The 12,599-nt window shown below is 71.8% G+C and carries 8 protein-coding genes; 3 read left to right on the top strand and 5 right to left on the bottom strand.

Annotation, left to right across the window (positions count from 1 at the left end; translation table 11 throughout):
• The first annotated feature begins 232 nt into the window (after positions 1-232).
• Positions 233-2,452: an MMPL family transporter gene (locus ACGH7X_RS02165; protein WP_399880988.1), complete on the top strand. Its 2,220-nt coding sequence runs from the start codon at positions 233-235 to the stop codon at positions 2,450-2,452.
• A 53-nt stretch (positions 2,453-2,505) separates the two neighbouring features.
• Here the strand turns inward: ACGH7X_RS02165 and ACGH7X_RS02160 are convergent, their stop codons facing one another.
• Positions 2,506-3,819: an aspartate aminotransferase family protein gene (locus ACGH7X_RS02160; RefSeq protein WP_399880986.1), complete on the bottom strand. Its 1,314-nt coding sequence runs from the start codon at positions 3,817-3,819 to the stop codon at positions 2,506-2,508.
• Between the two features lie 95 nt (positions 3,820-3,914).
• Here ACGH7X_RS02160 and ACGH7X_RS02155 point away from each other — a divergent pair, with 95 nt between their 5' ends.
• Positions 3,915-4,862 (top strand): LysR substrate-binding domain-containing protein, encoded by a 948-nt coding sequence (locus ACGH7X_RS02155; protein WP_399880984.1) that lies wholly within the window; start codon positions 3,915-3,917, stop codon positions 4,860-4,862.
• A gap of 8 nt (positions 4,863-4,870) precedes the next feature.
• Here ACGH7X_RS02155 and ACGH7X_RS02150 read toward each other — a convergent pair whose 3' ends face one another.
• On the bottom strand, positions 4,871-5,602 hold the full coding sequence (locus ACGH7X_RS02150; RefSeq protein ID WP_399880982.1) for a TetR/AcrR family transcriptional regulator: 732 nt from the start codon (positions 5,600-5,602) through the stop codon (positions 4,871-4,873).
• Positions 5,603-5,785: 183 nt separating this feature from the next.
• Between ACGH7X_RS02150 and ACGH7X_RS02145 the strand changes: the two genes are divergently transcribed.
• Positions 5,786-8,029 carry an MMPL family transporter gene (locus ACGH7X_RS02145; protein ID WP_399880980.1) on the top strand — a complete coding sequence of 748 codons (2,244 nt, stop codon included), beginning with the start codon at positions 5,786-5,788 and terminating at the stop codon, positions 8,027-8,029.
• An 82-nt stretch (positions 8,030-8,111) separates the two neighbouring features.
• On the opposite strand, the gene ACGH7X_RS02140 is transcribed toward ACGH7X_RS02145, so the two are convergent.
• The 3 genes from ACGH7X_RS02140 to ACGH7X_RS02130 all read right to left on the bottom strand — a co-directional run bounded on the left by ACGH7X_RS02140 (position 8,112) and on the right by ACGH7X_RS02130 (position 12,406).
• Positions 8,112-8,783 carry a CBS domain-containing protein gene (locus tag ACGH7X_RS02140; protein WP_399880978.1) on the bottom strand — a complete coding sequence of 224 codons (672 nt, stop codon included), beginning with the start codon at positions 8,781-8,783 and terminating at the stop codon, positions 8,112-8,114.
• Positions 8,783-10,942 (bottom strand): SpoIIE family protein phosphatase, encoded by a 2,160-nt coding sequence (locus tag ACGH7X_RS02135; protein WP_399880976.1) that lies wholly within the window; start codon positions 10,940-10,942, stop codon positions 8,783-8,785. The genes ACGH7X_RS02140 and ACGH7X_RS02135 overlap by 1 nt, the downstream gene beginning before the upstream one ends.
• Positions 10,943-11,056: 114 nt before the next feature.
• Positions 11,057-12,406: a family 43 glycosylhydrolase gene (locus tag ACGH7X_RS02130; protein WP_399880974.1), complete on the bottom strand. Its 1,350-nt coding sequence runs from the start codon at positions 12,404-12,406 to the stop codon at positions 11,057-11,059.
• Positions 12,407-12,599: the final 193 nt, after the last annotated feature.

The raw sequence follows: 12,599 nt of genomic DNA, 5'->3' as shown, positions 1-12,599 counted from the left end.
GTCGGCTGCCCGCGGCAACGGAATGCGGCGTACACCCATCGCCGAGATCTACACCCGGGGGAGAGGGGCACGGGGGCGCACTACACCCGATGCAGTACACCAGTCCAGACCCAGGGTCGGATCAATCGCGGACGACGCCGGGTGAGCATGGATATGTACCCCGGTCAGCGCCTCTGCCTCCCCCCATGCGCCGGGTCTTAGTCCTGCCCGCAACCCGACGGATTGGTACCAGGTGGCTACGTTCCTCTATCGACTCGGCCGACGGGCGTTCCGGCGCCGCGGTCTCGTCGCCCTGCTTTGGGTGGCCATACTCGTGGGCGCCGGCGTCGCCGCGTCCACCGCGCCCGCCGCGCCCGAAGACTCCTTCTCGATGCCCGGCACCGAGTCCCAGAAGGCCTTCGACCTCCTCGACGAGCAGTTCCCGGCCGCCAGTGCCGAAGGCGCGACCGCACGCGTCGTGATCCGTGCACCCGAGGGCGGGAAGATCTCCGACCCGGCCGGCAAGGCCCAGGTCGAGGAACTGGTGAGCGCCCTCGGCGCGGGCCCGCAGGTCGCCTCGGTCGACGACCCGTTCAAGGCGGACGCCGTCAGCGAGGACGGCACCACCGCGTACGCCTCCGTGACCTACAAGGTCAACGCGATGGAGCTGACCGACCAGGCCCGCGACGCGCTCACCGCGGCCACCGACGACGCGCGCGCCGACGGCTTCACCGTCGAGACCGGCGGCGACGCGGTCGTGGCCGAGCAGGAGATGGGCGGGACCGCCGAGCTGATCGGCATCGGGATCGCCGCGGTCGTGCTCCTGCTGACCTTCGGCTCGCTGGTCGCGGCCGGCATGCCGCTGCTGTCGGCGATCATCGGTGTCGGCATCGGCATCTCCGCCATCGGGGCGCTCGGCAGCACGCTGGAACTGTCCGCGACGACCTCCACGCTCGCCATGATGATCGGCCTCGCGGTCGCCATCGACTACGCCCTGTTCATCGTCTCGCGCTACCGGGCGGAGATCGCCGAGGGCCGCGCCCCCGAGGAGGCGGCGGGACGCGCGGTCGGCACGGCCGGCTCCGCGGTCGTCTTCGCCGGACTGACCGTCGTCGTGGCCCTGGCGGGCCTCACGATCGTGAACATCCCGATCCTCACCAAGATGGGCCTGGCCGCCGCGGGCACGGTCGGCATCGCCGTGCTGATCGCCCTCACCCTCACCCCGGCGCTGCTCGGCTTCGCCGGCAAGAAGGCGCTCAGCCGCAAGGACCGCAAGGCGCCCGCCGGACAGCGGGCGGCGGCCGCGAAGCCGAAGCTCGGCACCCGCTGGGCCCGCTTCGTACTGCGGCGCCCGGTGACGGTGCTGCTGACCGCGGTCCTCGGCCTCGGCGTGATCGCCGTACCGGCCGCCGGCATGGAGCTGGGCCTGCCCGACGAGGGCAGCTCGGCGCCGGACACCACGCAGCGCAAGGCCTACGACATGCTGTCCGACTCCTTCGGCGCCGGGTTCAACGGCCCGCTGATGGTCACCGTCGACGCCCGGGACGCCGAGGCCCCCACGGCCGCCGCCGACCTCGTCCGCGACAGGATCAGCGGACTCGGCGCGGCCGAGGCCGTCACCCCGGCCAACTTCAACGAGGAGGGCGACACCGCCGTCCTCACCGTGGTGCCCAAGACCGGCCCGAGCGACGCCGCCACCGAGTCGCTGGTGCACGACATCCGTTCGCTGTCCGGTGACATCAGGACCGACACGGGCGCGACCATGCTGGTCACCGGCGCGACCGCGATGACGATCGACTTCTCCCAGACCCTGGACGACGCGCTCATCCCCTACCTGGCGCTGGTCGTCGGCCTCGCCTTCCTGCTCCTGATGCTGGTGTTCCGCTCGGTCCTCGTCCCGCTGAAGGCGGCCCTGGGCTTCCTGCTCTCGGTGGCCGCGGCGCTCGGCGCGGTGGTCGCGGTCTTCCAGTGGGGCTGGCTCGCGGACCTCTTCGGTGTGGACCAGCCCGGTCCGATCATGTCGATGATGCCCATCTTCATGATCGGCGTGGTCTTCGGTCTCGCCATGGACTACGAGGTCTTCCTCGTCACCCGCATGCGAGAGGCGTACGTCCACGGCTCGTCCGCCGCCGAGTCCGTCATCACGGGCTTCACCCACGGCGGCCGGGTCGTCGCGGCGGCCGCGATCATCATGATGAGCGTGTTCTCCGGCTTCATCCTGGAGAACGACGCCATGATCAAGATGATGGGCTTCGGCCTCGCGATCGCGGTCTTCTTCGACGCCTTCGTGGTCCGCATGGCCATCGTTCCCGCGGTGCTCGCCCTGCTCGGCACCAAGGCGTGGTGGCTGCCCAAGTGGCTGGACCGCCTCCTGCCGAACGTCGACGTCGAGGGCGCGAAGCTCCACAAGGAGCTCGGTGACACCGCCGCGCCCGCGGAGCCGACCCGCGAGCCGGAGACGGCCGGAGTCTGACACCGCCCGCATGGCCCCGGTGATCTGGAACCCAGGTCACCGGGGCCTTCGCGTCAGAGCTCCCGCGCGGCGTCGGTGAGCGCCTGGTCGAGGATGGCGACACCCCGGTCGATCTCGTCGTCGCTCGCGGTCAGCGGGGGTGCGATACGGAAGATGCCGCCCATTCCCGGGAGTTGGACGATGTTCATGTGCAACCCCAGATCGAAGCAGCGCCGGGTGACGTCGGCGCCGAGGCGGTCCGCGCCACCGGCGCCCAGGACCTCGTCCCCGGCCAGTTCCATGCCCAGCAGCAGCCCGCGGCCGCGGACGTCGCCGACCACCTCGTGGCGGACGGCGAGCCGGTCGAGGTGCCCGCGCAGCAGGGCGCCGAGCTTGCGGGCGCGCTCGTCGAGCCGGTCGCGGACCAGGATGTCCAGGACGGTGTTGCCGACGGCGGCCGGCAACGGGTCGTTGACATGGGTGGTGAAGAACAGGAAACCGCGGTCGTACGCCCGCTGCTCGATCTCCGGGCTGGTCAGTACGGCCGCCAGCGGCAGCCCCGCGCCGAGCGTCTTGGACAGCGTGAGGATGTCCGGGACCACACCCTCGTGCTCGAAGGCGTACCAGTCGCCGGTGCGGCACAGCCCGGTCTGGGCCTCGTCGAGGATCAGCAGCATGCCGCGCTCCCGGCACTTGTGGGCCAGGGCGGCGAGATAGCCCGGCGGGAGCTCGACGACACCGCCCGAGCTGAGAATCGGCTCGACCAGACACGCGGCCAGACTTCCCACCGACTGGGCGTCGATCATCTCGAAGCCCAGGTCGAGCTGGCGGCGCCAGTCGAGCGCGCCCTCCGCGTCGACGAGGGAGGGGCGGTGGCGGTCCGGGACCGGCAGCGCGAAGTTGCCCGGCGCGGCGGGGCCGTAGCCCTTGCGTCCGGCGCTGTAGGTGGCGTTCGCGGCGGCCTGGGTCATGCCGTGCCAGGACCGTGCGAAGGAGACGACCTCGTGGCGGCCGGTGACGAGCTTCGCCATCCGCACCGCGGCCTCGTTCGCCTCCGCCCCGGTGGTCAGGAGCAGCGCCTTCTCCAGTGGCTCGGGCAGGGTGCCGGCGAGCCGGCGCGCGAGCTCGACTACCGGGCGGCTGAGCATGCCGCTGTGCAGGTGGTCGAGGTGCGCGACCTGCTCGCGCACCGTGGAGACGATCGCCGGGTGGGAGTGGCCGAGGATGGCACTCATCTGACCGGACGTGAAGTCCAGCAGCTCACGACCGCTCTCGGTGAACACGGAGGTGCCCGCGGCACGGACGACGACCTCCGGCGAGAAGGGTGCGTGGCCGGAGTAGCGGATCAGATGGCGCCCCTGGTCGGCGCCGGGAGTCTCGAAAGGCATGCGACCGACGTTAAGGACGCATCGCTGCGCGTGTCCATCGCACGGAGTCGACGTCGCTGTACGACAGAACCGTACAAGCGCCCTACAATCGCTGCGTGCTCAATTCGGGACGACTGCGACTGCTCAGCCTGCTGGACACGCTCGGTACCGTCCGCGCGGTCGCCGACACGCTGCATCTGAGCGCGTCCACGGTCTCCCAGCAACTGGCGGTGCTCGAGACCGAGACCCGGTGCCGGCTGATCGAGCGGACCGGGCGGCGGGTGCGGCTGACCCCGGCCGGACTTCTGCTGGCCCGCCGCGGCCGCGAGATCCTGGACCGGATGACCGAGGTCGAGGCGGAACTGCGCGCCCTGAACGACGAGCCCATCGGCACCGTCCGGCTCGGGGTGTTCCAGAGCGCGATCTACAGCCTCGCGGTCCCGGCGGCGGCCCGCCTGGCCACCACCCATCCGCACCTGCACCTCGAACTCGTCGAGATGGAGCCGCACGAGAGCGGCCCCGCCCTGCGCTCGGGGGAGGCGGACGTCATCGTCACGACCACCGACTACACCGGTCTGTCCCGGGGAGCTGATCTCGAGGTCGTGTCGCTGGGCAGCGACTCCGTCGTGCTGGTGCTGCCGCGGGGTCACCCGCTCGCCTCCCGTACGGCGGTGAACCTCGCGGCGTGCAAGGACGAGACCTGGGCCTGCGACCGGCCGCAGTCGTACATGGCGGACCTGACCGTGCGGCTGTGCCGCGAGGCGGGCTTCGAACCCCGGGTGGCCTGCCGGTTCAGCAACTACCTGATGCTGCTGCGGCACGTCGAGTCGGCCGGGTCGATCGCCCTGCTGCCCGCCCTGGCGGTCACCTCGGACCATGCCGTCGTCACCCGGCGGCTGAGCCCACCGGTGCACCGCAACGTCGCCGTCGTGGTGCGGCGCGGCACTCCCCGGCGCGCCGCGGTGAACGCGGTCATCGCCGCGCTCCGCGACCACCCAGAGATCCCGGCCCTGACCGCCCCGGACCCCGTCCGCGAACCCCGGGACGACGGCCACCGCCCCTGAAGTCGGGGTCAGGCGGCCGGTATCCGGCGGTGGATGTCCTCGATCATCATCCGGACCGACGTGCGGAAGATCTCCGCCTGATGGTCACCGAGGAACGAGGTGTGCCCGAACACCTCCAGCACGACGAGGCCGTGCACATGCCCCCACGCGCTCAGGAAGAGGGAGGCCGCGGCGGGCGGCAGGTCTCCCTGGGCGTTCGGGGGAAGCTCTCGCAGATGATCCCGGAACGGGGGTGAGGGCGCGGGCACGTCGGCCGCGGCGAGTTGTGCCGGGGTGAAGCCGTCGAACAGCTCGCGCTGGAAGATCGCGCCCATCCGCCGGACCGCCTGGGTGGTCGGGCCTTCGGCGGGCGCCGCGTAGTACCGCAGGGGCGTCCCGTAGAGAAGCTGGAAACGCTCCGGATGGGCGATGCCCCAGCCTCGGTAGGCCTCGGCCACCACCACGAGGCGAGGTGTGGAGGAGTCCTCGACGACGGTGCCGGCGGCGGCCCGCAGCACGTCGGACAGGTCGCCGTACGCCTTGGTGATGAGCGCCGTGACGAGGGCGTCCCGGTTCGGGAAGTAGTGGTAGAGCGCCTGCACGGTCATGCCGAGAGAGCGGGCGACGGCGCGCAGGGACAGTGCCGCGGGTCCGTGCAGGCTGATGTGCTCCTCGGCGGCGTCCACGATCTCCTGGGCCGCGGCGGCCCGGCGCCGCTCGCGCAGGGAGACGGGAGCCGGGGTGGTTCGGTCTGCGGGCATACGGCGAGCCTAGGGCGCGGGTACAGAACGCGCCATCAAGAAGCCGAACATTGTTAGGTAAATCTCACACTGCCAGATCTCGCGGCGTCTCACTAACGTCATGTCGCGGCGACGCCGGCCCGTTCGAGGTCAATTCCGGTCGCGTTCCGTCGCCTTCACCGCAAGACACAAGGGAGAACGTGCGTGTTTGAACGCATAGCCGAACTGGCGATTCGCCGGTCCCGGCTGGTACTCGTGGTCGCCGTCGTGGCCGTGGCCCTCATGGGTGCCGTCGGAGCCGGGGCGTTCGGCAAGTTGAAGGGGGGAGGTTACGACGACCCGGCCTCCCAGTCCACCCGGGCCGGGAAGGCCATCGAGGAGAAGTTCGGCGGGGAGACCAACCTGGTCCTGCTGGTCCGCAGCCCCGACGGCCGCGTCGACGCGCCGGCCGCCGAGCGCGGCGGCCGGGCCCTGGTGGTGGACCTCAGACAGGACCCGAACCTCGAGAACGTCGTCTCGTACTGGGACGCGAAGAAGTCCGCCCTGCGCTCCGAGGACGGCCGTGAAGCCCTGGTCCTCGCCCATGTGAAGGGCGACGAGACACAGCAGCGGGAGAACGCCAAGAGCGTCATCGACGACTTCTCCGGACCGCGCGAGGATGGGCTCAGCGTCCAGGCCGGGGGCGGCGCCGCCGTGGGCAACGACATGGAGACGCAGACGCCCAAGGACCTCCTGCTGGCCGAGGCCATCGCCGTACCGCTGACCCTCCTGCTGCTCCTGGTCGTCTTCGGCAGCGTGGTCGCGGCCCTGCTGCCGCTGGCCATCGGGACCATCGCCATCGCGGGCACGTTCGCCGAACTCGCCCTCCTCGGCGGCTCCGTCGACGTGTCCGTGTCCGCGACCAACCTCACCACCGCCCTCGGGCTCGGCCTGGGCATCGACTACGCCCTGCTGATGATCAGCAGGTTCCGGGAGCAGCTCGCGACCGGCTCCACCGTGGACGACGCCGTCCGTCACACGGTGCGGACCGCGGGCCGCACGGTCGCCTTCTCGGCCGCCACGGTGGCCGTCGCGCTCGCCGCCCTCCTGGTCTTCCCGCAGTACTTCCTGCGCTCCTTCGGCTACGCCGGCGTCGGTGTCGTCGCCATCGCGGCCATCGGCACCCTGTTCGTGATGCCGGCCCTGTTCGTCGTCCTGGGCCACCGGGTCAACAGCGGGCGGCTGCCCTGGGCGAAGCGCCCCCGCACCGCATCCCGGCCGCCCCTGTGGGGACGGCTGGCCGGCACCGTGATGCGGCGTCCCGCGCTCACCGCGCTGCCCGTGCTGGCCGTCCTGCTGGTGGCGGCGAGCCCGCTGCTGGGCATCACCCTGGGCACCCCGGACGAACGCGTACTGCCCGAGGACGCCCAGAGCCGCCAAGTCGCCTCCGTGCTGCGGGAGAAGTTCAACGGCAACGACGACGCCGCCCTCCACGTCGTCATCGACGAGGCCGTGGACAAGGCCCCGTTGGGCTCCTACGCGGCCGAACTGTCCGGCCTCGAGGGGGTCGTCCGCGTCGAGACCGGCACCGGAACCTACGTGGGGGGACGCACCGAGGCGGCCGGACCCGGCAACACGGCCCTCGGCCGCCCCGACGCGCAGCGGATCACCGTGGTGAGCGGTCTGACGCCGAGGTCGGACGACGCCCAGGAACTGGTCCACGAGGTGCGGGCGGTCGCGCCGCCCGCCGGGACCAAGGCCCTGGTGGGCGGCGGGGACGCCCAACTGGTCGACTCCAAGGACTCCATCAGCGGCCGGCTCCCGCTCGCCCTGGGCCTGGTCGCGCTGACGACCTTCGTCCTGCTCTTCCTGTTCACCGGCAGCGTCGTGCAGCCGGTGCGTGCGCTGGTCCTCAACGTGGTCAGCCTGGGCGCGACGCTCGGCGTCATGACCTGGATCTTCCAGGACGGCCACCTCGCCTCCCTGATCGGCGTCACACCGCAGCCGATGGAGGCGTCGATGACCGTGCTGATGTTCTGCATCGCCTTCGGTCTCTCCATGGACTACGAGGTGTTCGTCACCAGCCGGATCAAGGAGCTCCACGACCAGGGCGCGGACACCCGCACCGCCGTGACCGACGGCCTCGGCCACACCGGACGCATCGTCACCGCGGCGGCCTGCCTGCTCGCGGTGAGCTTCTTCGCCTTCGGGACCGCGAAGATCAGCTTCATGCAGATGTTCGGGCTGGGCAGCGGTTTGGCCATCCTCATCGACGCCGTCGCCGTACGCGGCGTCCTCGTACCGGCCGCGATGCGTCTGCTCGGCCGCTCGGCCTGGTACGCACCGCCCTTCCTGCGCAGGTTCCACGGGCGGTTCGGGCTCAGCGAGGGCGGCCCCGCGCCCGCACCGGCCGCGGTGCCGGCGCCCCGGGCGGAGCCGCCGCAGGTGAAGGACTCGACCGGGGTCTGAGGACCCCCGCCGCACTCCGCCCGTGTCCGTCTCCACCCCCCGGAGCCCGGCACGGGCGGGCCCGTCCCACCCGGGCCAGGGGTCAGGAAGCGACCGGGACCGAGCCCCCGGCCCCGGTCTCTCCCGCCGGTCTGAACTCCACGGCGACGACGCCGTCCACGCTCCTGCAGTGCTCCTCCAGCGCCGGCGCGGACACATGGCCGGGGAGCCGGCCGCTGAGCACCACGTGTCCGTGCGTCACATCCACCTGCACCGACGAGGGAGCCAGGCCGAGGGCCTTGACCAGGGCCTCCTCGATGATCTCGGTGCGGATCGCGCGGTCCGTGCGCAGGAAGACCCGCAGCAGGTCGCTTCTGCTGACGACCCCGGTCAGCCGCCCTGCTTCGTCGACCACCAGGAGCCGTTTGATGCCGTGCCGCGCCATCACACGGGCGGCGTCGACGACGCTCCAGGTGTCGCGCGCACAGAGTGCGGGCGAGGTCATGAGCCCCGCCGCGTCCGTGGCGGACGCCTTGCCCCCGGCCGGCCGGGACCCGTTCGCGAACTCGGGTGAGCCTTCGGGCTCCTGGCCCCACATCTTCTGCAGGAGGTCCGCCTCCGACACCACCCCCACGGGGCGGTTCTCCGCGTCCACGACCGGCACCGCGGTGATGTCGTACTCCAGCAGCAGGTGGGCGATCTCCTTGAACGGTGTGCCGCGCTGGACGCGGACCACGGCGTCGCTCATCAGATCGCGCACCCTCTGGTGTCTCATTAAGGGTCTTCTCCTCCGCTGCCGGCCTGCGTCGACCGGCGTTCGTCCTTCTTGCCTGTGAAAACGATCGGTCCGCCGCTGGAGTGCCCCGCCGCCGACACGCGGGGACTGATGAGGAGCAGGGCGATGTCGTCGCCCGGAGTGGGCGCGTGCCGGATGAGGGTGTCGGCCATGGCGTCGAGGTCGCCGGGATCGCCGTGCTCGAGCAGCCCGGCGAGGGCCGCGATCGCGTCGTCGAGGTCGACTCCGGGCGCCTCGACGAGTCCGTCGGTGTAGAGGGCGAGCACACTGCCCGGCGGCAGCGGGAACTCCAGCGAGGGATACACGGTGTCCGGCTCGATGCCCAGCAGCAGACCGGGCGGCACCCGCAGGCGTTCGATGCGTCCGTCGGCGTGGCGCACGAGGGGAGGCGGGTGGCCGGCGAGGGCCACGCAGGCGCGATGCGTGGCGAGGTCGAGGTGGACGTAGGCACAGCTGGTGAACAGGCCGGGGTCCAGGTCCGTGAGCAGCCGGTTGGTGCGGGCCAGGACGTCGTCGGGCGGCGCCCCCACGGTGGCGTGGGCGTGCACGGCGGTGCGAACCTGCCCCATGAGCGCCGCGGCGTCCACGTTGTGCCCCTGTACGTCGCCGATGGTGACGGCCGCCGTGTGCTCGTCGAGACGGATGACGTCGTAGAAGTCGCCGCCGATGCCCAGGCCCCGGGCAGCCGGAAGGTAGCGGGCGGCGACGTTCAGGCCCGGTACACGGGGCAGGGTGTGCGGCAGCAGGGCGGACTGAAGGCGGTGGGCGAGGTGGTGTTTGGCGTCGTAGAGACGGGCCCGGTCCAGGGCCTGCCCGACCAGGCCGGCCAGCGAGGTGAGGGCGGCACGTTCGCCGGGCGGGAAGACGTGGGGCCGCCGGTAGGAGAGGAGGAGGGAGCCGATGGGGCGGCCGGAGGCGATCAGCGGCAGCACCGCCCATGCGGCCATCCCGTCTTCGTGCACGGTGGCCGGGTAGGCGTCGTGGAGTTCGTGGAAGGTCGTCCAGAAGCCCGGGACACCCGTGGCCATGGCGTCGACGCCGGGGATGGCCGAGGTGAGGGGAGCCCCGTCGTAGTGCTTCAGGATCTCGGGGCGGTAGCCGCGCTGCCCGACGATCTTCAGGCGGCCGTCCTGCGGGGTCATCACCACCATGGCCTGCGCGCCCAGGGCGGGCATCAGCTGGTCGGCGGTCTGTTCGACCACGTCCTGCACGCCGACGGCCTCGGTCAGCGTGGAGGCCAGGTGCATCAGGTGGTAGAGCACGGTGGCGCGGCTGGGCCCGGAGGTCGGTACGGACCGGGGCGGGGGCGCGTCCGCCTCCGGGCTGCCGCGAGTGATGCGGACGCTCAGCCCGGTGGCGTCCGGGTACAGCTCGAAGGCCAGCCATGTCTGCGGGGGCCGCAGGACGGTGAAGGCCTGCGGCCGGCGGCTGACCAGCGCGGCCCGGTAGCGGTCCTCGACATGCGGCACGTCCATCCAGGGCAGCGCCTCCCACGGCAGCGCGCCCACGAGGTCGGAGCGATCGGCACCGAGCAGTTCGGCCGCGGCCGGGGTGACGAAGGTGAGGCGTCCGTCCAGGTCCAGCGTGCAGGACCCGCCCGGCAGCCGGTCCACGAAGGCGGACAGCGCGGCCGCCTCCACGGGGGAGGGTGTGCGGGGGGCGGGCGGCGGCAGGGTCCGGGGCCGGTCCGGGGGCAGCAGCGGCTCGCCTCGGTCGGCCGCCCGCTGCAGGCTCTCGCCCAGGCGGCGGCAGCCCGCCCGGATGACGTCCTGCTCAGCGGTGCTCAGCCGTGCCGAATGGTTGCCGGGCCAGAGCAGCACCAGCCCGCCCCGGACGGCGGTGCCCGAGACGAGCGGTGCGGCCGCGAGCCCGAAGTCGTACGGCAGTACCAGCGCCAGCCGCGGATACTCGCGAGCCATCTCCTCCCGGCCGCCGGCCCACACCAGGCGACGCTCCCGGATGGCGTCCGCGACGGGCATCGGATCCTTGAGGCCGACCCGCCGCCACGGAGCGGCCATCTCCTGCGGAACTCCCGCCACCAGGATCTGCCACACGGCGTGGTCGCCCGGCGGCAGTACGTACAGGAGTCCTCCGAACGCACCACTCGCCCGCACCACGGCGGCCATCGCGGAGTCCATCAGCCGTCCACTGCCCGACGCCGGCCACCCCGAACATCACGCATATCTGGACACTACGCCCGTCCCGCCGCGACGGCACGCGAGGGCGCGGCCCCGGAGGGCCGCCGCCGCCGCTCAGTGCCGGGTGCCGCCTCCGTCCGACCCGCGCTTCACGTACAGCCGGCCGTCCGACGGGCCGGTCCACTCCAGCCGTACGACACCGGGCACGGCGGACTCGGCGGTGCGCGAGTCGTTCGAGTAGTAGCCGGCGGCCGGGTTCAGGAAGTACGTCGCCCACAGGTCGCCCCGGTGATCGACGAAGAAGTTGTTGTGACCGGCGCCGACACCCGCGGTGTACCGCTTCGAGTACGGACCCTCGAACCGGTCGGCCACGGCGACGATCGCGTCGTACTGGTACTGCACCCGCCCGGCGGCGGGCACGTCGTAGGCATGGCGGACGGTGCCGTCGGCGTTGACGGACGTCCGGTCCCACGCGGCGTGGACCAGGTGGTACTTGCCCTTGTACTTGAACACGTAGGCGCCCTCGAGATAGGGCTCGGGCGAGTAGGGCTGCTGCCGGAACGTCGGGAGGTTCGTCGTCGTGACGATGTCCTCCATGTCGTCCCGGAACTTCGCGTACAGGTTGTTGTGCAGGACGAGCCACGCGTCGTCGCCCTCGGAGTAGAGGCCGCCGTCGATGTGGTGGTACGCGCCGGGCTCGATGAAGCTCGGCCCCCCGATGAACGAGTCGCCGAAGGGCTTGTCCAGATTGCCCTCGATCAGCCGGTAGGGTCCCTCGACCCCGCCCTCGCTGACGAGCATGAACGAGCCGACCTTCTTGGCGTAGTCGCCCGTGCACGCGACGAGGTACCACTTGCCGCGGAAGTGGTGCAGCTCCGGGGCCCAGGCGTGACCGCGCTTGCCGAACCTGTCGTCGTGCCAGTACTCCTGCCAGGGGGCGACGACCGTGCGACCGGGGCGGTTCTCGCCGACGAACTCCGGCGACCACACCTTGCCCTTCTCCGCGCCGGGCCGGATGCGGGTGGTGTCCGCCAGCTTCCAGGGGCCCTCGAGGGAGCGGGACGTCCAGACGAAGATGCCGTCGTTCCAGGGGGCGGCCGCCTCGAGGCCGGGGACCCTGGAGGTGCCGGTCGCCACGTAGAGCGGTCGGCCGTCCACGACGAAGCAGTTGACGTAGGTGTCGCGCATCCAGACCGTGCCGCGCTCCTTGTCGCGGGGGCGCAACTCCAGCGGCAGGACGAACGAGTTGTCCTCGCGCGGCCACAGGTCCACCCGGGTGTCCGCGACGCCGTAGGGCTCCGGGTCGGGCCAGTTCCGCGGGTGCCGCCGCGACGCCTTTGCCGTCGTGGGAGCCGTCGCGTCAGCCGCCTGCGCGGCGCTCGCGGGCAGGGCGAACGCCGCCCCCAGGCCGGTCGCGCCGGCCAGCAGGGATCGTCGGTGCAGTCCGTGCTCGGCATCGGTCATCAGACGCGTTCTCCTTCGTCGTCCCCGTCCGGGAACCGAGGGCGGCACACGAGCCGCACGACGGGGGTATGGCGCACAGCATGCGAACGCCCGCACATTTACGTCAACAGGGCGGACGAATAATCCACTTCAACCGACACCTACGAGGCCCGGCCCACCAGGCATTGTGAACGCTTCATTGCATCTTTCTGTC

Origin of the sequence: Streptomyces sp. BBFR51 (genome assembly GCF_044591655.1) — a bacterium.
Taxonomy (GTDB): Bacteria; Actinomycetota; Actinomycetes; order Streptomycetales; family Streptomycetaceae; genus Streptomyces.
This window is presented reverse-complemented; position numbering and strand designations above follow the sequence as displayed.